Below are 20,285 nucleotides of genomic sequence, written 5' to 3'. Positions count from 1 at the left end.
GGATCGTCGATGACGACTGGGGGGAAGGTGTGGCAAGGAAAAGTGGCGTATCCAGGGCGATCTACACGCGCCACATCCGGCTTTACCGCTATCTTAACGATGCATGGATATTTACGGCGCTGCTCCGGCCGGAGTTGAAGACGCGCGCGGACGAGCTCCGGTCTTCAAAGAGCAAGGCTAAAAGGCCCTATCCGGTACCCAAGCGCAAAGGCACGGTTATAAGCCGGCGCAGGGACGAGGATATCGGCCTGATTTTCTACGCCCAGCACGAGCGGGGCGTCTTTGAGACCAACATCGTCTCGATGGTGTCGCGGGTCGAAGCCTTTATCCAGGAATGTATCGCGATCGCCGCGAGTGCCTTTCCAGCCAAGCTATCGGTGCTGGCGGATAAGAGCGGTATTCTCCTCGACCTGTTCCTTGAGCATGAAGATCGTGACGACGTGATCCGCCGTTTCGTAGCGCTGAAGTGTGAAGGGCTGATGTTCGGCAAACCGTCCGAATATCTCGACAAGGCAGCGAAGGTGCTGTCGATAGAGCTTGAGCCGGATACAGTGCGCGCGTTCATTGAGATCAAGGCGTCACGGGATATAATCATCCACAACAGCGGGCTCATCAACAAGCTCTACGTCGAGAAGGCGGGCGACAAGCGTCGGGGCGAGGCCGGGGAAGAGCTGGTCATTAATGATACCTATTTTCGGCACGTCATCGTGACGCTGAAGGCGCTGGCCGGGGCCATTCAGTCGCAGACAGAAGCGGTATACAAGTAGCCTCGCCGCTTCTGCGGCACCGTTAGATTCGGCAGCGAGTGCCTCAGGATGAATGGGTGTCGTGAAACTGAGCGTGTTTGACCGACGCGTTGTGGGCCTTGGCCGCTTGGCGCTTGTCCGCTTGTAACGTTCGTCACTCTTAAAGCTGCTATTCCGCTACCGGCCCAGTTCCGGCCATCGGACATCACCTGAAGCAGCGACCGCATTCGGGATGCGGATCAATGCTCGTGAGCGTCCATAACTGGGTCTTTCCCGGAGCTGCCCGCCTGCTAGTGGCGCCCCTCAGCCATTCGAGCCGCTTGTTCACTTTTTGAGATCGGGAGTTCATGCAGCCAAGCGCCGCTCACGAGGTTACCCCCCGCACTCTGGTCGCGCACTTGTTCGCTAGGACCGAGTCCGCGCCAATATTTACGAATGTATCCTCGTCGAGCCAGCGCGACATTTGCATCGGCTTCCTCGCCAAAAAGCTCACCGAAACAGGATGTCGTGGTGGGGAGCCTTGGCCGTCCGCAGTGTTGGCGTGGAGATCTCCCTCCGTGCGGCGAGCATGGCATACTCGTTAGGGTGCGGGTGGCCATAGCTGTTCCCTGCCCCATAGGAGAATACGACATCGCAAGCGCCGCCTGGCGTCACCGGCCAGAAGCGGAGCATCGACCTTGTGGCGTCCGTCCAGTGATATTTTGACCCGTGATGGAAAGCGACAAGCCCGGTGAGCGTCATCCCGGCGAGATAAAGGTGCTGAAAGAGCGGTACCTCGTGGAAGGGCGCGTCCCCAGGGAGCAGGATCACCTGGCCCCGCGCGCCCGAGCGCCGCAGCAGCGCGACCGCCACGCCTGTCTTGTTGCAGTTCTCATGGATAGAGGGCGACGGCGAAGACGGTGCGATTTTCTGCCAGAGAATGGCGTCCCCGTTCCGCGCGGTGAACTCTACGATGCTTCCGACCATCGTCTCGGGAATGCAGCGTACCTTCTTGAGGTCCGCGGCGAAGCGGACCGCGCGTGGGGAGGTCACCTGCCGCGGCACCAGCCAATCGACGGCTTTAGCGGCAGCTCCCTTCGGACCGGTCGACCAGTGATCCTCGTCCCAGTGCGTCACCATGACTAGCGCATCGCTGGTCACGGGCAGCATTCGATCGACTTCGCCGCTACTCTTGCCCTCGAACGGATTGCCTTGCCTGCCGCCATAGTCGAGCTGCAGGATCGTCCGGTCGGCGTCGTCGATGATCGCGATCGCATCACCCTGTCCAACGTCGTAGATGCGAGCGCCGCTGATAGCGTTCGCGCGCGAGACGCCGACAGGCGCCTTAATGCTCGTGACATCGGCCCCGCCAATCCGCGCGCGCTTGAGCTTCTCCGTCACCGGCCGATCGTCACATATTGCTGGTCGTCGCTGTCTGTGGAGCCGCGGCCAGAATAGGCCGGACGAACTCGCTCGCGCACCGGTTCGGCAAGCTGTTCCGCCTCCTCCGAGATGGTCGCAACGCCGCTGGCATCAGGGCCGTCGTCATCGTCGGGCGGCGGCGCACCCGTGGGACCTTCCGGACCCTCGTCAAAATCAGCGTCGGGGACATGCGCCAGGGAGAAGATATCGCGAAGAGGTTCTTCCTCGCGCGCCGACAAGGCCCTCAAACCGAGAAGCTGGCCGGCCTCAAACTCAGGTTCGGCCGGACGGCCGGCGTCCGGCTCGCCCATGAACACTGGCTCGCGCGCACCTTCGGCCGCTCCCGGCAACAACTCGAGCTGGAACCAATGGTGGAGGCGCATCGTCCGCTCACGCCGGCTGCGTGCGGCGGCATCGTCACCTGACCAGAACAGGTCGATGACCGGAATGGGGAAGCGTTGGAAGGCCTCCTGGAGCGCGGTACGCCGTTGCTGACGCTGGTAGGCCGACAGTACCCCGTCACGCGCGAGGCCTACAGCGTCCTTCATTTCGTCGAACAGGGACGCCCGGATACCGCTGAAGCGCGCTCGTACGAACTTGCCTCCTAAGATGAACGGGCGCGGCCGCAGCGCGCCCAACCCGGGCGCCTCGACCGCCGTGTCCGGATACATCGTGGCCATCTCTTCAAGATAGGCGAGATAGGTGATGGTCTTTTGAGATGCGGGGTCTGGCATAGAGGGCGTGATATCAAGGTCGGGTAGCCACGCGCCAGCGTCGCTACGCGGCGTTCCGCGTTTGGACAAATATCATGCTGCGGATCGCATCACCGAGACGGCTTAGCTTCCGCATGAACGAGTGACCGCTTGTGAGAGCGCGACTGGACGGCCTGAACGTCGGCTTGTGCGTCGGCGTGGACGCAGACTTTCCTGAAGGTCCGCCAGCCTAAGCTGTGAGCCCATCCACCCCCGAACCTGTGCCTTGGCCGCGCTGGCATGCTAGAGCCGCTCAAATGTCAAAGTCTCAAAGCAACGGCGGCACCGTCGATGTCGATGGCGCCACATATGATTGGCACCTCCAGCGTGAACCGCATCAGTCGGATGACGAAGGTTGGAAGGGAATGACGATTTCCCTTCTTCAGCGCGATGCCAAGCGCGAAGCATGGGTGGAATTCCCGCCGCCCAAGCGGCTTTTAAAGGGCTTGCCGCGAGGTCGTCTTCAACTCGATGGCGCAACGATTTCGCGGTGCGTGCGCGCCGCTATGTCGGCCGGTTGGGAGCCGATGTCGCGGGGCAAGCCGGTGGTGTTCACGGTCGATGCCGAAGGCAATTGAAGCGGTCTACGCGGATGAGAGCCGCAACCCACTTGTGCACAGGCACGCCAGACGCGAAAGCTGAACGTATGGCCGAAACTGAGAGGCGGCTTAGAACCTCCGAGCGTCTGGAATTGGGTCGGACCGGTCACTGCAACATGGCCTTGGTGCTTGGTCTGCAGCGGCTAGAGGTTTAGCGGTCCCAGTGGGTTACCAACCAAGCCGCTGACCATCGCCGCCTGGATCTTCGTGGCGGGCCACAGCTTCGACAGCGGGCCGACTAGCCGGTCACGGACGATAGGCAACAAGCGGCTGTCGGATTGATAGACGGGCGTGAACAATGCAGTCAGCCCTTTATAGAGCGTTACGTGTCGCCGTCGCATGGCGACTGCGTGCGCGAGCGCTGACGGCACATCACGCGCCACGCGGAGCGCCAGCGCGAGCGCATAGGCGTCAAGAAGAGCCATATTGGCGCCTTGGCCGAGTTGCGGGCTTGCCGAGTGCCAAGCGTCTCCGATGTGGAGCATGCCTGCCTCAGCAGGACTTCTCAGAGTTCGGTGCGCGTAGCGCGCGAAGGTAAGCTGGTCCGGCGAGACGATTTGGGCAAGTAGCGGCCACGTTGCCGGCCATAGTTCCAAGACATCAGCCTTCCAGGCATCCAACCCGGCTGAACGCCAGCTGTCGAAACGATCGGCGCGAAGCGACCAGAAGAATGCGGCCTGTTTGCGCGTGCTGCTGGGCAAGCGTCCGATAGGTAGCACACCAACCATTACGCTAGCGCGGCGATAGCGTTGCTCAAGCGCCGTTTGATCGAGCTCGCCTCCTGCCGGCCAGTCCAAGGCACTCCACAAAGCGCCATACGCCAACTCGCGACCGCAGCGCGGCGCGAGTGGCGTGCGCGTGCCCAGTGCGTCGACGATGAGGTCGAACGGACCGATGCGGCGACCGTTCTCAAGCAGAAGTCGGCGGCGGCCGCCCGATGAAGGCTCGCTTCCTGTCACAGGGCATCCGGTCTCGACATTGATCGTTTCGGCGATCGCGGCGTCGTGCAGCAGTCCGAACAGCGTGGCCCGGTGAATACCGATACCGAAACCAGCGCTTCTGCCGAGTGTCCTGTAGCGCACGTCGAGAACGACGCGCCGGCTGCTTCCCGCCTCTCCGTGCAGTCGATCCACGCGCGCTCCGCGATCCAACAGCGCGTCCGCGAGCCCGAGTTGCTTCAGAACGGCGAAGCCCGTCGGCTGGATCATAAGGCCCGATCCTACGGGTCGAGGTGCGTCGAAGCGTTCGAACAGCGTGACCCGATGGCCATCTCGGTGAAGCAGCAGCGCAGTCGCGAGACCGGCGGGTCCACAGCCCGCAATGGCGATATCGAGACGCTGCATCGGGAACGCTTAGCCGCGGCAGTTTGCGAAGCCATCGTTGATCTTGGATTTGGGAAGTGGTCATTCGTTTAAATGAACGGGCGTCTGCTTCTGGCGAACGCTTCGACGGGTGTGAACGGCCGATTCTGGGTCTTCAGACTTCGGTCCGTTCTGCTAGTTCCAAGGCATCTTCTACGTCGACGCCAAGATAGCGGACGGTGCTGTCGATCTTGGCATGACCCAGGAGGATCTGAACGGCTCGCAGGTTACCGGTTGCCTTGTAGATGATGGACGCCTTTGTTCGCTTGAGCGAGTGGGTGCCGTACTCCTGGGGGGCGAGGCCGATGCCGACGACCCATTCGCGCACCAGGCGAGCATATTGTCGCGTGCTCATGTGAGCCATGTAGTCGTTCCGGCTTGGAAAGACGAAGTCGTTGAGTGTGCCGCCGCGACGCTCGAGCCATGTCCGCAGCGTCTTGCGGGCCGTTTCCATCAACTCAAATTGCACTGGCCGCCTGGTCTTCTGCTGCACAATGACGGCGCGATCACGGACACGGCCGCCTGACACCAGGTCGCCTATGCGCACTTTGACCACATCGCAGCCGCGAAGCTTGCTATCGATAGCCAAGTCAAAGAGCGCGCGATCTCGCAAGCGCCTATGCTGATCGAGCCAAAAGCGGATCGCCCATACCTGTTGCTGCTTCAGCGCCCTCTTTGCGCCGATTAGGCGGCCCTCGTTCCAAGGCCGGAGTTCGTGAAAGGCGGGATCCACCGACGAGTGCCCCATCACCGATCTCCTCTGTGCCGAGTCGAAGACGCGAGCATATCGAACTGCGGTAAACCGGGAGTTCGAGAATGTGGTTCATGGTTGCGAGGGAGAGGGTCACGGACAGCTTCGGCTGCGGTGAAGGTGACACTGGAGCAAGGCATCGTCGCTTCGTCTGGCCAAACAGCGAATAGTCTGCTTACGCCCACAAGCGGACCGGCACCACCTTCCGCGCACTTCCTGATTGCGGGCATTGGCTCGACGGTGCAGCGTGCCCGGATGCAACACGGATCGATTGTCGCAATTATTGGGCATACTCTCTCCAGAAGCGTTGGCCAAAGAGATCGGGGCTGAAGTCGCCGCCCACAGAGCAGCGCTCAGGCTGCGCGACAACGCAGCTGCCCGAGCGGCGTCTGCTTGATGCAGCGCATATTGTGGCGGGCGCTGATGAACTTCTCGGGCAGCCGATCGTCGCCAATGGTCCTCCGCTTTCGAAGGTCCATAACGCAGCGTTCGACGCCAACCTCATTGGCATCGATGCCGGCTACTGCATTCATGTGTCCGAGCAACTGCTCGCCCTGAACGGTGGGCCGGTGCTCAAACAGGGCATCAAGGCGATGCGCGGTAGGACCCTCCTCATTCCGAATCGTATGATCGATCGGCCAGACAGTGACCGATTGACTGCCCGCTTGGAATTTTACACGGCAGCGAATTAAGGGTTCGCGCGACCGCTCACGCCTTCGGCGTGAACTGCGGCAAGGAGATGGGGCACAGCCGATGATCTGCGCCGGCGATAGCGATCGAGCATGCTGGCGAGTGGAGCGCGGTCGCCTCGTCGGTAGTGCAGAAGCAGAGAATGGTGTTCTTCGGTGACGTCTTGCAGCACCTGCCTTTCGACCCGCCGAAACGGCGCCAGGCGATCATTGAGCTGCTGGATTGCGCGAACATGTTCTCGGCTGCCGGTCGCGCCGACGATCTCGACGAAGAGGCTGGCTGTCGCTGCAACGAGGTCAGCATCCCGTGTGATATCGGACACTTTTGATCCCGCCGGAGAGGGACCGACGCGGCGAGCGGCAAGACCCAGAAGTTGCGCGTTCCAGTCATATAGATCGCGGAGAGCCGCCTCGGTCGGTAGCGGCACGCGGAAGCCATTGTGGTTTGGCGCCTCGACTAGCCGCTCGCCTGTGAGCCGGTGCAGCGCGTCTCGAACGGGCGTGATGCTGGCTGCGATCTGCTTGCCGATCAGCGCGGGCTCGATCGGGGTGCCGGGCGGAAGTTCGCCTTCGGCCAGCATGCGCTTAAGCTCGTTGTAGACGCGCTCGAAGGTGGCGCCGGGGCTCATGGGCTCATCCTCGATCGCGCTGCTCGGCGACGTGCGCCTCCATCAGCGCCTGCTGGTCCGGGCGCAACGCGTCGACCGCACCGAGGGGGTGGGTTGGTTTGTCGCGGAGCAGAACCGACGGACACTGTCCCTCGTAATTGCCGAGGTTTGGGCGGTGCTGGCGGTAGCCGACCAATGCTGCAAGCTCGGGCTGGAAGTGTCGCGCGGTCTCGGGCGGATAGGCGAGCCACTGGTTCTCATAGGGCTTGAGCCATCCGAGGCAGTAGCTGACGATCGCGCCGCGGCGGATGGTGAAGCTGCGGTTGCCGCCGGCGCCGTGCAGCGTCGAGCCGAGGAAGACCAGCGCGTTGCCGGGGTCGAGCTCAACGGCGATCGGAGTGCTGTCGGGATTTGGCTCCAGAGCTTTAGCACCGTGACTGTGGGGCCAGATCAGCGTGGTGCCGTTCAGCTCGCGATAGGGCGTGAACGGCCACATCACGTTGACCAGATATTCGGTCTCGCCGATTGCTCCGCGCCACATGTCCTGGTCCCGGTGCGGGAGCTGCGGCAGCGCCCCGGGGTGGAGTGAGATCGCCTGGGTCAGGTTGAGCTGGATGCAGTCGCACCAGGGGGCAAGGACCTGGTCGGCGATGGCGAGAATCTTCGGGTGCATGACCAGCTCGGCAGCATTGGCCGAGCGGGCGAGCAACCGGCCGAACCGCCTGGTGCGCTCGCCATAGAAGCCTCCCCGGCAGAAAGGAGTGTCGGCGAAGTCCTGCGCGAGGTCAGCGTCGAGCGCCTTGATCGTCTCGGCCGGCAGGGCGTTGGGGACGATGCAATAGCCCTGCTCGAGGAGCTGCTGCATCGGATCGGACGCTGTCTGCGCCATAAGCGCGGCGGTTTGGAGCCGGGTTGCCATTACGCTGCCTCCCGCTCGAGCTCGGCCGGGGCGTGGATGCCGTTTTGCGCCAGCAACGCCGGCGTCTCTGCGCTGATCTCGATCCTGAGCGCGCCGATCGTCATGTCGTTGATCCTGCGCGGGCGGCCGAGCAGCTCGGCGTGCCAGCCGAACTGGAGCACCTGGTCGAGCCACCCGTGCTCGGCGACGCCGGTGTAGGTCGTGATGCCGTGCTCGAGCGCATAATGCGCGAGGGCGACGACCAGCGCGTCGCGCCAGTGCCGGCGCTCGGGCGCGCGGAGGCTCCGATCGAGACAGAAGCGGGTGATCTCGTACGTGTCCGGGCCGGTGGGTGGGGCTTCGTCGCAAAGCCCGGCGAACAGATCGCCGAGGATGTGCGGTCGGGTCGTCGGCAGCAGTCGCGCCGAGGCCAGATGGCTTTGGTCGGTGTCGGCGAGGATCAAATAGCGCGCATGCACGTCGTCGAACTGGTCGATCTCGTACCGGCCGGCGAGGACTGGGAGGTCCCAGCCGAGCAGGTCGACGAAGACGCGCTTCCGGGCTTCGAACATCGCGCGCATCACCCCGTCGCTGGCGGCGCTTTCATCGTCCTGTGTGAACAGCATGGCCGGGCTCCCTTGGTCGTGGAGCCCCAATGCTGTCCGTGGGCGCAGACGGTTACCATTCCCCAGAAATGGGGAGTTTCAACGTCTCAGCGCATCGGTGAAGGTCAGCGCCCCGTCATAAAGGGCGTGGATCGCGAGCTGGGTCCGGTTGCCGACCCCGTAACGGCCACGCGCTTCCTTCATGTACTGGATCGCCGTGTCATGCCCGATACCGAGGATCTGCGAAATCTCCCAGTCCGACTTGCCGCGCGCCGCCCAGTAGATGCAGTCGCGCTGGCGATCGCTGAGGCGCGGCCGGTCGAGGTCGACCCGGCGGATGCCCGACAAGCGCCGCGCACCTTCAAACGCGGCGGTGCCGACGAACTGCGCGAGCGGCAGCCACTCCGTGCGGTAAGCCCGGCCCCATGCGGTTGCGAACGAGCACGAGCCTTCCGATTCGCCCGGAATGTGCGTCGGAACGGTGTAGCCGTCCGCGAGTCCGGCGCGCTGCGAGCGCGCCATGATCTCCCGGTCGCGCCGGGTCAGCTCGATCAACTCGTGCAGCATCGTCCAGGGGAAGCCGAGGTTGCGCAGATGGCTGGCACGATGGACAGGGTCCGAGCGGCCCAAATCCTCGGCGTCGAAGAACGCCTCCCATTCGGCCGGATAATTGTGGATGCGAATCGCCGGCTGTGGCGTCCGCGCGATATCGACATGGTGCGCGAGCGCGTAATAGCGAAATCCCATCTCGCGCGTGATCGCGTCGATCAGCGCGCCGAGTTCGCCGATGCTTGCGGCGGCCTCCACCGCCTGGGCAAATTGTTGTGCTGTCGCGAGTACCATGAGCAATGCCACGCCGATGCGGGACGCGCTCCAAGCCGCAGCGTCCGGTTCCCAGCTATGCCCTGCCCACATTGGCCGCTTTTCCGTCGGCGCCGCGGTCGGATCGATGGGCATTCGATATTCGCTTCGCAGCCGGAGAGCAAATCCGCGTGGCAGCAATCGTGGTTAAGCGGCTCCCGAGCCTGCGCATTGTCTGGCCTGGCCGGCGATGGGGCCGGGGCCTGAGGGCCGTCCCGACTGGCGGAACAGCGCGCCCTACCGCGCGCTGGCGGGGATCGACCGCGCCGGCCTGGCCTGGGAATGGCTGCGGCGAGATCCGGCCTATGCGGCGCTGAGCGCACGGCTGCGGCGCGGCGGCGTCGGTCTCCAACCCCATCTAGAGATGGAGGCGGACGCCCGGGCTTTCGGGCTGTGCTTTCGCCGAGGATGCCGCTCGCCCGGCGCCTGAGGCCCGCTTGTTGTGGCACGCGGATCTTGATCCCTTCGTGCTTCAGGTTCGCGCCTCGCCCGCCGAAGGTGCGGACCCTGAGGCGATCGACCTGGCGCGTCTCGCCCGCTGGGCAACGATCGTGCGCGGCGGAGACCGCGAGCATGTTGCTTTGTCCGACGGCTGGCACCGCATCCGCATCGACGTAGTGGAAGGCACCTTGGTCGAGGAAGGACCCGCCCGGCTCGACTATCTCCTTTCGGGCCTAACCCGGGTGGATGCCCATGTCCTGACCCTGCGCCGCATGCTCGGGCTTTGGCGCACCGGGCGGTTCACGCGGATGCTGTTCCCCACCGAACCAAGCCTGCCCCGGCGGCTCGAGACGTTGCGCGTCGGCGACGCGATCGCGGCAGGCGCATCCTATCGCGACATGGCGGCGGCGCTTTATGGCGAGGCCATTGTGCGCTCCGAATGGAAAGGTCGGTCCGACTTCCTGATGTCGCGCATGCGCCGCCGTGCGGCCGAGGCCCGGGCGATGGCGGCGGGGGGCTGGCGGACATTGTTGGGAAGGTGAAGCGGTCCAGGATTGGTCGCAGGCGTGCCTTTCGGGCACGCCCCGAGCCCATCGTTCCGCAACGCACCAATTACCGCCCTGCAGGATGTGCTGAACCCAGACATCCGATTTCGACGGCCTGGGAAGCAGATCATCGGTCAGACAGGAGGAACGTGTTCCGGTCGGGGTCTCGAAAGCAGGCGAACGTTCCAAAGCGCTGCTTCTCTAGGGCGGCGATGTCGACCCCTAGTTCCGTCAGCTGGCGATAGGTGTGGTCGACGCCGTCACACTGAAAGGACCCGTTGAAGAACGTTCCGCTCCGGTCTTCTTACCTTCGGGCGTGAATCAGACCCTGGCGACGTTAGCCTCCGCATCCTATCCTATCATCTGGCAGCAATTGAGCGCCGCAAAGCTGTCGTTGATAGCGGCGGGACCAAGCGCACCCTCAACGCGGGCGCGCTCTTCGTTTCGGAAGATGGACATTGCTGGTTGCTCCGGGCGTGCCGCTATTCCTCGACATCGTCCCCGTCGATCGGTGCGTGATATCGTTCCAGGCGCAACTTCCGTCGGGCTTCAAGCCTGTTCTCACGGGCGTCTGCATTCTCTTCTTCCTGCAGAAGTGCGTTCTGATCCATCACGATGAGAGTCGCCATCACCCTGTCGTCCTCGTCCATGAGCTGGCGGTCGATTTCGAGCCTCTCGGCAAATGCGATCGCTTCGCCTTCCTTGTAAATCGCGCCCAGGGAACGGAAACACATCTCCGCACTTTCGAGGTCGTTGGGCGCGTAACGCCGCAGATGGGCGATGCGGGAGGGGTGCGGAATCCGGGTTAGACGAATGTCGGCGCCGGCAAGGCGAGGTGACGAACGCACATGCGAGGCTCCGTCGCCGGGAACGGCCTCGATTTTCGCCCATGTCGCAAAGACACCCGCAACTTCATCGCCGAGCAGCACGACCAGCCGGTCGTGCAGGCGGCCCTGTCTGGCCCAGTCGTCGAGTCTCTCGTGCGCGACCTTCGCGTCCACGAACATCTTCTTGTCCGCGCTCTCCGGGATCGCCGGGTTGAGATTGTCGAGTTCCAGGCCGTCCTCGAGGTAGCACGTCATTTCCGCGTCCCCGACAGCGAATTCGGCCAGAATTCTGGTCGATTCCGCTTCCGGGTGCCACGACGTCTCGGGAAAGCGGGGGCTCGGATTCATACCGATCAAGAGCGGGCAGGGCATCGTCACCTCATTTCAGAATGCGACGAGGGTTACGCCGCAAATCTGAACAGTCCCTTCTCCATCATTGCGGCCTCCGAGACGAGCGCATTGGCCTCACTCAACATACTCTCTTCAGGCGCCCCGACTCGTCTACGGCAGCGTCCAGCGTCAGAATCCGCAGCACCGACACGCGCTTCGTGCCAGTGAACTTGGACGGTAGCCAAAGAACGAGGCCGACCATTGACGCTCAGCCTCGCGTCTTCATCAGTTTGCCGGCGTCGCCGAAACGACCGGGGGTGCGGGTCCAGCGCTCGCGAAGCTCAACGGCAGATACTCTTCCACGTGAGCGGTAACGATTCGCCGGCCGCAATGCGCGCGGAGCGCTTAACGTAATCGCTAGAAGGATTTGCGAACGCCGACATTTATAAACCTGCCGATCGGATCGAGATAAGCCGCCTGATAGCTTAGCGGCGTCAAGCCACTCCGGTCTTGAACCAGGGGGCGTGCGTTAAACAGATTGTTGATGCCTAACACAATTCGTGATCCTTTGAGCCATCCAGAAGGCTTAGAGCCAAAGCGTTCACCAATATTTGCAAAGAGATTTACGTTCACAGTGGCGATTCCCGAGAAGGTCAGATTCCCTGAATCCTCACCTACATTGCGCACGGTGCTTCCGCTTTGCCAACTAGTCGTAAGCCGTCCCCCTAGGCCTTTTTTGAAGAACCCTGCCTGTACTTCGACCCGATGGCGCCGTGTACCACCGAAAATGTCAGTTACTGAACCGTCCAATAGATCAAGTGCGGGAAGATTATCACGAACAACGATTTTGTCCCGCAACTGCAACGTGTGATAGAAGTTGAGGTACAGCCGGCTTGATAAGTTTTCGAACCGCCGAGCCATTGCGCTGCCGGGCTGGATCATTGCCACCATTGTGCCCACCGGAGCGGCTGCTCGCGCTTCGGCCTCATTTGAGTAGGTGCGCACCGGCGCGGTTCGCATCCACGGTTCAACCGCCCCCAACGCGCTGACAAAGCTGACACCCCATCGTATCTGCTCTTGTTCGGACCGCTCAAAGTTTAGCGGTGTACTGTCGATCCGTAGCAGCCGGCCATCCACACCACGCGTGAACCGGTCGGGATATGCCGCTTCGATTTCCGGTGTGGCGATCGGAAAAGGAGCGATCGGATCGTCCGTGTGCGTCTCGAGGTAGTCGATGCTGAGCGTGAAATCGGCATTCGCGAAGGGTCTGGCATTTACTCCAAGCCGGACGACGTGGCGATCATCGGAGCGGAGGTTCGGGTTCCCTCCGAAAATTCGCACGGTGTCGGCGACCTCGCGCCGTAGGAAATCGAAGGTGCGAACGTTCGGCGTCACGATGAGTGGGGCTCCGAGTTGCTCCACCGTTGGCGCGCTCTCTTGATTCGTGGCGGACGCGATGATGTTGATCTCTTTAGTTGGAGACCAGTTGAAACCGTACCCGAACGTACGCAACGTTCTGAAATCGGAGAGTTGTTCGAACGCGAGGTTCACGTTTGCCGAAAGGTCGCCCAGCCAAGTCAGCTCCTTCTCGCGCCTGCTGGCAATAGGCACGTCAAAGCTCGCCTGCATCGCTCCTCTTTTGCGGGAAAAATCGGCTTGTTGCTCCAATTCACCTTGCAATGATCTGCTGCTGAAGTCGCGCATATCGCTGCCGACTCGTAAGCTCGTCGCTACCGGACCGGCCGGCAGTTTCAGAACTGAACCAGTCAGCACCAGATCGGCATTGGCTAGCGAGTTTATCGATCGCGCTTCGTTCCGAGATCCCAGGCCGTCGTTGGTGTCCGTCACAGTATCTGTGATGGTCCGCTCGTAATTTCCGGTGAAGGACCACATCCATTGTCCTATTCGACCACCGAGCGTGGTCCCCACGTGCACGGTGTGTGTGTCAGTGTCACGCACCAGCGGTCCGTTGGATCCCAGTCCTAAAAGGCTGTTGCTGTCATTTGCTTCGATCCGAGCGCCCAGCGTGGAGGAGATATCATTCAACAGATTGCCGCTGATAATGCCATTTAATGTCAGCTGCTCTATTCCGGGCAACAACGTTCGGAACTTGCCTGCACCCGTTATATCACCAAGTTGCGCTAAATCTCGATTACTCTCCAGCAGCGATGCGGCTCTATTATATTGTGCACTGACATCGACCCGAGTGTCGCCCCGTATTGAAAAATAATTGCTTTGGACACGTTCAGCGTTGTATCCACCCTCAGTCGACAAGGCCGAGGAAATTTGGCCTATCTGGGTGCTGAACCTCTCAAAAGTTACGATATTCACGACTTTTTGGTTTGCTAGATATCCGTATTTTAGCGCTAGTTCCTCAGGGAATACTTCTATGCGCTCGATCGCCTCAGCGGGGATCTCAGCTATCTCAGCAAAGCTCGACACGCGCCGGCCATTTAGCAGCGTCACAGGGTTGCCATCTCCCCCCCGACTGCTGCTTACCTGTGGCCCCAGCGACTGTATAAGCTCCGCAATATTGCCAGCTCCATAGGCATTGATATCGAGCGAGCTGAATGTGCGCTCCGGCGGTATATCGCCGATCACCGAACCCCGCGGCTGGCGCGCCGTAATCGTCACATCGCCATTGCTCGAGGGCGAGGTCGTGGTTGGCGACGGCATCCGGGGCGCGGCGTCAGGCTCCTTGACCGGAGGTAGACCCTCTTTGAATTGCTCTCTCAAGTCTCGTTGAAGGTCGGGCGGCAGGGGCTTGCCATCGGCATCCAGAAACTGAGTCTGTGGAGGGGAGGGCTCGGCAGGTTTAGTGCGGGGCTCATTGGCCGCTGGCGACGATTGGCTTGGGACATCGACTTGGCAAGCAAGGGAGGCCTCCATTGCGACCCCGGTCATCGACGCCGCGACAATCCCAAGAGTTGCTTTGGCAGCTATCATTGATCAGAGCCGCGGCCATAGCGCGCATCTGACGCTATCCAGGATAAGAAGTCGGTGTTTAGCGCCTCGAGGTCGCTCGCACTCCCTCCATGTCCTGTCCTCGTAAGTAGCCACTGCTCAAGAGACTTACCGCGTCGGACGACGGCCGCTGCTTCAGCGATAATGGCAGGGCTTTGTGACCGAACGACAAGAAAGTCGTAAAACGCCGACGCAGTTACATAAAATTGGGGTGTTTCAGAAGAGGTCGGTTCGAACGCGGTTGTCCTCTTATCTACAGCAAGGGGAAGAGTACCTTCTAGCATCTCGGGGTGTGTCATCGTCAGAAACTTCGATAACGGGATGAGTTGCTTATTTTTGGCATATTGCACCGCGAGCCGGCGCCGATTTGCTCTCAAGCTTTCCCCCTCGAATGCCACTGCGGCCATCTCATCCAACCAGTCGGGAGCATCACCGCCATATTGACCGGTCTTCGTGCTGGGCACCAGATATCGGATGAAGAGATCGTGGCCAATTTCGTGGCGTAGCAGATAGGCGGGAGGTGCTTGCGACCTCTGGTGAGGATCCTTGCTAACATCACTCCTAAATCGCCAAACGTATACAGGCGTACCGCTTACTGACAGGTCGCCCCATTTACGGTTCGTACAACTCGCATCAATGATTTCGAAGCGTACATTGGATATAGCTAGAATGTCTCGCGCGGCTCGAGAAGCTGCATCGCCTTCTTCCTTGGCAACGCGCGCGTACTCACTATCGACCTGTATATATCCAAAATCGGTCTTTGTCCTAACTACGCCGGTCGAGTTCGATGGCGCAGCGGATGTGCTCAGCACCAGTGTGGCGATAGCGGCCGCAAAGGACCAAGTCTGCATGCCTTACTATTTCCGTGTTGCAGTGAATGGTACTGTTCCAAATCCTTCCGTATTAACGGTTCCAACAAGTTTAGGCTCCGATGCGTCCAATCTAACGGCAAAGCTCACCTTCGGCTTTGACACTATACTGAATGAGATGCTCGTATCCGAGATCACCAAATCCTGAATAGGAAACCATTTGCCGCTGTTATCAATAGAGTACCTTCCTGACCAGTTGCCGCTTTCTTTGCGAAACTCAAACGACCAATCTTTCTGTAAGAAGCTTCCCGTCCATCTTCCTGAGGCAATTTGGTTAGCGAAATTATCTGCACTATAGACGGTATTAGCAGAGTGAAAGGCCGGAGCAGATTGCGCTGGGAATGCCGCCAGAATCGAAAGGACGTATAGTGAGATCATAACTACTACCTCAGCCTGTCTAAAAGTTATGTATTTATGCGCAAATGGACATTGATGCTAGACGGCAATAGAGGAGGCGTCTGATTGGACGCCTCCTCCAAACTAAAGCTCGCGGAGGTAGTTAGAGCCGTTCGCCTTCCCTATAACAGAACATTCCGCTGATCGTTCCGCTCTCAGTGGTGATCTCAGCGGGAATGCAGATAGCCTGCTTTGCAGGAGCGGAAACTGGAGTGGAATGTCCAGCCACCGGCGCAACCGTGGAGAGCAACGCAGCTACGGAAAACAGATATTTCATGTCATTCCCCTGTATATTCGATCAAGGCTCAGGTTGCAAAGCGCTGCCTGACCATTGATGAGTTTCTCACAACTTGTGGATGAGTCAATACCTTGTCTGACTATAGCCTCATTCGGCGCGGTGCTGGTGACATTAGTAACCGCATCGAGTGTAGGCGGTCGTTCTATGTAGGTCATAATGCGCGATCGTGACGCGGCCGCTCATGTACGCGTTCCGAGGACTTACCGGTCTGGGACAGCGGGCCCAGCGTGCCCGTTTCCGACATCACAACATGCCCCCGCGACCTGGTCCTCAAGTCGCCACCCGCCACTCCGATTGTCTGTGGTCGATGGGAGCTATCGCGTTCTGTCGCGCCAAAGCGGACGGTCAGAAACAACCAGTCGTGGCCCGAGCAGGCTCATCCAATGGTCTAGAAAAGTCGCTCCCGCGCGGCCGCTTAAATGCTTTGTCGACCGACACCTTTCGGCGACATATCCCCCAACGGATCGGCTGCCCGACATGATCGCGTTCGAACGGCGCAAATCGCCCCACTAGCTGACGTCTAAGCCTCTGACCGCGGAGCCCGAAAGCAGTCACCGCTCGCTTCCTCGAGCTTGGAGTTCAGGACGTCTCTTTGGGAGCTACAACATCAATGATCCGTGGCTTGTAACGGCCGGGTGGAAGCATCAGCGCAACATCTTCGCCGAGGCGGATAGCGACCCGCTCCATCGGGACAAACACGATGGGCTCGCTGACCGGACGCGCCTCGATAACGCGCCAGCCAGCTGCAGGGCGCAGAACCTTTAGGATGCTCACGGCTTGGTCGCCCGACCACGCTCGCCACTTCGGCCGGTGCTGCTCGAAGCGAGGTTCCGGATGATCGACGATCAGGTCGAACATTCCCGCTGGCTCACCCGCAGACGGCACTGACAGGCGAAGCTTGTCGCTGCCACCCCGACAGGTCGTCTGGGAAATGGTCAGCGGGTCGATCCGCCGCTCCGCGCCGCGCATTTGCCGCAGGGCAGGCGCCGAAGCACGGCAACGATCAACAGCCTCACTCCGAATTTCATCGGCGTGCATGTCACACCCTGCTGCGGCGTCTCGTCTTCCCCGCAGCAACACAGTGTTTGGGGACACGACATGAAGATCGTCGTCACAGGGGTACGGCCTGATAGGGCGGCTGCTCGTCGCCATTCTCGCCGGCCAGGGGCACGATGCGATGGCCGCCGCACCGAGCACCCCGGTTGATACGCTAAGCGGTGCGGGCCTCGCCGATGCGGTGGCAGGGGCGGGCACGGTAATGCACGTCAGCAATGCGCCATCGTTGGAGGATGCGGCAGTGCTCGATTTCATTGAGCGCTCGGCCAGCAACTTGACGACGGCGGCGCCGGCCGCCGGTGTTCGGCGGATCGTGGCGCTGTCGGTGGCCATCCACTCGGCAGTAGGTCGACCCCATCCTCGCACCGGCAGTCGTGGTTCGACTAAGCTTTAGTCATTGCTCCATTAGAAGCAGTTTAGCTTCAATGCTGCCTAGTCTTGACGCCGTAATACGACGCATCTAGCCGAACGCCGTCGCGAGTGACCGCTCCTATGTCATCGGCCTTCGCGAACGGTTCGCCAAGCATCTGGGCACACGGGTACGAGAAGTGCCGGCCCACTCGTAAGAGTGCACCAAAGGGGAAGATATGAAGAAGATTGTTTTAGGCTTTGCCGCTCTTGTGGCAGCGCAACCGGCGTTCGCGCAGGATCAGGCTGCAGCGGTTTCGTTCTCTGGCGCGCGCATTGAAGCTCGGGTTGGACTCGATCACCCGACCATTTCGCTTGAGGCCACCGATGGCGTCGATAGCATCGACGAAAGCGTGGGGAAGAGCGGGATCGCTTATGGCGGCGAGATTGGTTTCGATGCAATGATGAGCATCAACTCATTTGCGGGAGTCTATGCCGGGGTGGAGGGTGCCTCCACAAAGGAGTGCACCGAAGTGTACGGCGGAGACGAGGCTTGCCTGAAGGCGGGTCGTAACTTCACCGCTGGCGTCCGCGGGGGCTTCGTGCTCGGCACGTCCACCGCGCTGTATGCCAAGGGCGGTTACTCCAACGGCCGCGTGCGCATCACTTATGAAGACCCGGCGTTTCCGGAGGACAACTTCGACTTAGGCGACAACCTCGACGGCTTCCACGTTGGAGCCGGCGTCGAGTTCAGCCGCGGTCGTTTTTATGGGAAGCTCGAGTACGCTTACACGAATTACGGCGACTACGAGTATGAGGACGAAGATCTCGGCGCGGCTCTCGATCTGGATCGTCATCAGGTCGTGGCTGGCGTTGGACTGCGCTTCTGAGTTCTGGCGGTGCTCAGCTTCGCTGAGCACCGCTTCCAGACGGCTCTTGATCGCTCGAGACCCTTGAAGCCGCCACCGAGTTCGCGCTATTCCTTCATTGTTCACGATTGACTATCCGGGCGCGGCTAACGGCAGCAAATGCCCGTTGTCGCCCTTGAGCGCCGAAGCCGCTGATCCTGGAACCAGTCGGTCGTTGGCTCTTCCGTGCAAATTGGGTGATCGCCCTTTGGGGACGTCTGCAATCACGGTTATGGTTTGGGGATGAAATCGCTGATCGCTCCCGGTGTCGGGTTAGTGCTGGCTATTGCGGCATCGAGCCATGCAATGACGTCACGTCCCGGCAATGACGAAGAACGGAGGGTCTCCTGTACAGCAGAAGGAGGCAATCCCCACTCTTACGGACAGAACCGCTCTCGGTGGTTTTGCGATAAACCGTTCGCAGATGCTGGCAAGGTCTGTTCAGGCCAGTCTGATTGTATCGGGTCGTGCATGTTACCAGAGGGCTACGTGCCGGTCAGTGATCAGAAGTGGCTAACGAGAGGCACCTGCCAAACCCGCACTCAAGTTGGCTGCATGAGAATTTTGGATAAAGGGCTGCCTACGCGAGTTTGCATCGATTGAGCAGCCGAACTGACGCCCATGACAGCTAGCGCCCAAACCCGGACGTTCAGGCCCGCTTTTCGCGTTATCAACTCCGGCCGTTCATTCATGCCAATGGGATGGGCCCGTTCGGCGCGATAGCTGAACATCGATGACTGGCAGCAACGGCACGCATCTTCGCCAAACGGCAAGGCAGACAACAGGCTGCTGAATGTTGTGGCAAATCCCGATACGCGAGGTGATCCGCTCCAATATAGGTCGGTTAGCAGTAAGGTTCGGCGGCGCCCGTCATCATGTCGAGAAACGCGGATGGCGCATGGTCGCCGAGGCAGCAGTCGAGCATTTCATGCGCCTCCAGCGCCTCCGCTGCGGCACGTGAAAACATCGGCTCCTCAAAAGCCCCGAGTGCCGTCTCGACATCGCCGGGATGCCGGACGAGGGCAGCGGCGAGTTCGGCACCTTCCAACATTGCGAGGTTCGCTCCTTCGCCAGATGGCGGCATGAGGTGCGCGGCATCTCCGATAAGGGTCACCCCGGGCACCCGGTCCCAGCGATGCCCGCTCGGAAGCGTGTGGATCGGCCGCGGCATCAGCTTCGTGTCACCGTCGGTGATGAGCGCGGTGAGCGCCGGTGCCCAATCATCAAACTCGGCCGCGATAATGTCCTTTGCCGACGGATCGTTGAAGTCGATCGCCCCGAACCATTCCGCAGGTCGCCTCAGCTCAATATAGCTGTGAAGGACATCGCCCGCTTCCCGATGCGCGAAGATCGCCTGGCCAGGTGCTGGCGCATACATTGCACCGGGGCCGACGATTACGGCGGAGGCCGGGTGGCGGCGATCGACGTCGTGCAGGTAGGTCTCGATAAAGGTCGCGCCGACGTAAATAGGCCACGCATCGGACAAGAGCGGTCGCACCCGAGACCATGCGCCATCCGCACCGACGAGAAGGTCTGTCTGCGCGACGGACCCGTCGGCAAATTCGATCTCGTGCCGCCCGCCGCCAAGGCCAGAGACCCTCTCAAGTTTCTTGCCCCAGCGGACCGTCCCTTCCGGCAAGGAGTTGAGGAGCAGGTTGCGCAGATCGCCGCGAAGCACTTCGGGACGTCGGCGCTGGCCATCGTCAGGTTCTTCGAGCAGCACGGCGCCGGACTTGTCCAGCACACGGGTTGCTTCCGCGCCCTCGTGGATGATCGACCTGAACCCGTCGGTCAGGCCGGCGGCGTTCAGGGCGACCTGGCCATTATAGTCGTGGATATCGAGCTGCCCGCCCTGAACTCGGCTATTTGCGCTCGGCTCCCCCTCGTAGACGATCGAAGTGATGCCGTGGACGTGCAGAACGCGAGCAAGCGTCAGCCCACCTAGTCCCGCCCCAATGATTCCAATGACCTGCTTCATTACTTCTCCGCTCTGGAACATCGTTCCACACAAGAGCCATTGGAACGTTGTTCC

At 61.0% G+C, this 20,285-nt stretch carries 20 protein-coding genes; 6 read left to right on the top strand and 14 right to left on the bottom strand.

What is annotated here, in order from left to right; translation table 11 throughout:
* Window positions 1–29 precede the first annotated feature (29 nt).
* Window positions 30–767: a hypothetical protein gene (locus LZ586_RS10705; RefSeq protein WP_235076287.1), complete on the top strand. Its 738-nt coding sequence runs from the start codon at window positions 30–32 to the stop codon at window positions 765–767.
* A gap of 468 nt (window positions 768–1,235) precedes the next feature.
* Here the strand turns inward: LZ586_RS10705 and LZ586_RS10700 are convergent, their stop codons facing one another.
* On the bottom strand, window positions 1,236–2,126 hold the full coding sequence (locus tag LZ586_RS10700; RefSeq protein ID WP_235076286.1) for a hypothetical protein: 891 nt from the start codon (window positions 2,124–2,126) through the stop codon (window positions 1,236–1,238).
* Window positions 2,123–2,881, bottom strand: coding sequence for a hypothetical protein (locus LZ586_RS10695; RefSeq protein ID WP_235076285.1), 759 nt, complete (start codon window positions 2,879–2,881; stop codon window positions 2,123–2,125). The genes LZ586_RS10700 and LZ586_RS10695 overlap by 4 nt, the downstream gene beginning before the upstream one ends.
* A 275-nt stretch (window positions 2,882–3,156) precedes the next feature.
* On the opposite strand from LZ586_RS10695, the gene LZ586_RS10690 reads away from it, so the two are divergent.
* A complete protein-coding gene (locus LZ586_RS10690; protein ID WP_235076284.1) occupies window positions 3,157–3,477 on the top strand; it encodes a hypothetical protein in 321 nt (106 codons plus the stop codon).
* A 164-nt stretch (window positions 3,478–3,641) separates the two neighbouring features.
* On the opposite strand, the gene LZ586_RS10685 is transcribed toward LZ586_RS10690, so the two are convergent.
* Window positions 3,642–4,841 (bottom strand): FAD-dependent oxidoreductase, encoded by a 1,200-nt coding sequence (locus LZ586_RS10685; RefSeq protein WP_235076283.1) that lies wholly within the window; start codon window positions 4,839–4,841, stop codon window positions 3,642–3,644.
* Between the two features lie 133 nt (window positions 4,842–4,974).
* A complete protein-coding gene (locus LZ586_RS10680) occupies window positions 4,975–5,607 on the bottom strand; it encodes a tyrosine-type recombinase/integrase (RefSeq protein WP_235076282.1) in 633 nt (210 codons plus the stop codon).
* A 269-nt stretch (window positions 5,608–5,876) separates the two neighbouring features.
* Between LZ586_RS10680 and LZ586_RS10675 the strand changes: the two genes are divergently transcribed.
* On the top strand, window positions 5,877–6,302 hold the full coding sequence (locus LZ586_RS10675) for an HNH endonuclease signature motif containing protein (protein WP_413777340.1): 426 nt from the start codon (window positions 5,877–5,879) through the stop codon (window positions 6,300–6,302).
* Here LZ586_RS10675 and LZ586_RS10670 read toward each other — a convergent pair.
* From LZ586_RS10670 to LZ586_RS10655, 4 genes are all read right to left on the bottom strand, one after another.
* Window positions 6,299–6,928: a GntR family transcriptional regulator gene (locus LZ586_RS10670; RefSeq protein WP_235076280.1), complete on the bottom strand. Its 630-nt coding sequence runs from the start codon at window positions 6,926–6,928 to the stop codon at window positions 6,299–6,301. The genes LZ586_RS10675 and LZ586_RS10670 overlap by 4 nt on opposite strands.
* A 4-nt stretch (window positions 6,929–6,932) precedes the next feature.
* Window positions 6,933–7,826, bottom strand: coding sequence for a phytanoyl-CoA dioxygenase family protein (locus tag LZ586_RS10665; RefSeq protein ID WP_235076279.1), 894 nt, complete (start codon window positions 7,824–7,826; stop codon window positions 6,933–6,935).
* Complete coding sequence (locus LZ586_RS10660) at window positions 7,826–8,431, bottom strand: acyl-homoserine-lactone synthase (protein WP_235076278.1); 606 nt, start codon at window positions 8,429–8,431, stop codon at window positions 7,826–7,828. Before LZ586_RS10660 ends, LZ586_RS10665 begins: the two co-directional genes overlap by 1 nt.
* A 78-nt stretch (window positions 8,432–8,509) precedes the next feature.
* Window positions 8,510–9,367 carry a LuxR family transcriptional regulator gene (locus LZ586_RS10655; RefSeq protein ID WP_235076277.1) on the bottom strand — a complete coding sequence of 286 codons (858 nt, stop codon included), beginning with the start codon at window positions 9,365–9,367 and terminating at the stop codon, window positions 8,510–8,512.
* 94 nt (window positions 9,368–9,461) lie between these two features.
* Between LZ586_RS10655 and LZ586_RS10650 the strand changes: the two genes are divergently transcribed.
* Both LZ586_RS10650 and LZ586_RS10645 read left to right on the top strand, forming a co-directional pair.
* On the top strand, window positions 9,462–9,701 hold the full coding sequence (locus LZ586_RS10650) for a transcriptional regulator domain-containing protein (RefSeq protein WP_235076276.1): 240 nt from the start codon (window positions 9,462–9,464) through the stop codon (window positions 9,699–9,701).
* Between the two features lie 37 nt (window positions 9,702–9,738).
* Window positions 9,739–10,254 (top strand): DNA -binding domain-containing protein, encoded by a 516-nt coding sequence (locus LZ586_RS10645; RefSeq protein WP_235076275.1) that lies wholly within the window; start codon window positions 9,739–9,741, stop codon window positions 10,252–10,254.
* Window positions 10,255–10,739: 485 nt separating this feature from the next.
* Here LZ586_RS10645 and LZ586_RS10640 read toward each other — a convergent pair whose 3' ends face one another.
* From LZ586_RS10640 to LZ586_RS10620, 5 genes are all read right to left on the bottom strand, one after another.
* A complete protein-coding gene (locus tag LZ586_RS10640) occupies window positions 10,740–11,456 on the bottom strand; it encodes a hypothetical protein (protein ID WP_235076274.1) in 717 nt (238 codons plus the stop codon).
* A gap of 375 nt (window positions 11,457–11,831) precedes the next feature.
* The gene (locus LZ586_RS10635; RefSeq protein WP_235076273.1) at window positions 11,832–14,318 is read right to left on the bottom strand and encodes a TonB-dependent receptor; all 2,487 of its coding nucleotides are present in this window, start codon (window positions 14,316–14,318) and stop codon (window positions 11,832–11,834) included.
* Between the two features lie 38 nt (window positions 14,319–14,356).
* Window positions 14,357–15,229, bottom strand: a complete 873-nt coding sequence (locus LZ586_RS10630; RefSeq protein WP_235076272.1) for a hypothetical protein — start codon at window positions 15,227–15,229, stop codon at window positions 14,357–14,359.
* 517 nt (window positions 15,230–15,746) lie between these two features.
* The gene (locus LZ586_RS10625) at window positions 15,747–15,920 is read right to left on the bottom strand and encodes a hypothetical protein (protein WP_235076271.1); all 174 of its coding nucleotides are present in this window, start codon (window positions 15,918–15,920) and stop codon (window positions 15,747–15,749) included.
* A 600-nt stretch (window positions 15,921–16,520) separates the two neighbouring features.
* Window positions 16,521–16,979 carry a hypothetical protein gene (locus tag LZ586_RS10620; RefSeq protein ID WP_235076270.1) on the bottom strand — a complete coding sequence of 153 codons (459 nt, stop codon included), beginning with the start codon at window positions 16,977–16,979 and terminating at the stop codon, window positions 16,521–16,523.
* Window positions 16,980–17,584: 605 nt separating this feature from the next.
* Here LZ586_RS10620 and LZ586_RS10615 point away from each other — a divergent pair.
* Window positions 17,585–18,235, top strand: a complete 651-nt coding sequence (locus LZ586_RS10615; RefSeq protein ID WP_235076269.1) for an outer membrane protein — start codon at window positions 17,585–17,587, stop codon at window positions 18,233–18,235.
* Between the two features lie 862 nt (window positions 18,236–19,097).
* On the opposite strand, the gene LZ586_RS10610 is transcribed toward LZ586_RS10615, so the two are convergent.
* Window positions 19,098–20,231, bottom strand: a complete 1,134-nt coding sequence (locus LZ586_RS10610; RefSeq protein WP_235076268.1) for an FAD-dependent oxidoreductase — start codon at window positions 20,229–20,231, stop codon at window positions 19,098–19,100.
* Between the last annotated feature and the right edge of the window lie 54 nt (window positions 20,232–20,285).

Origin of the sequence: Sphingomonas sp. S2-65 (assembly GCF_021513175.1) — a bacterium.
Taxonomy (GTDB): Bacteria; Pseudomonadota; Alphaproteobacteria; order Sphingomonadales; family Sphingomonadaceae; genus Sphingomonas.
Note: the sequence above shows the minus strand (reverse complement) of the source record. Positions and strands in the feature narration are given on the sequence as shown.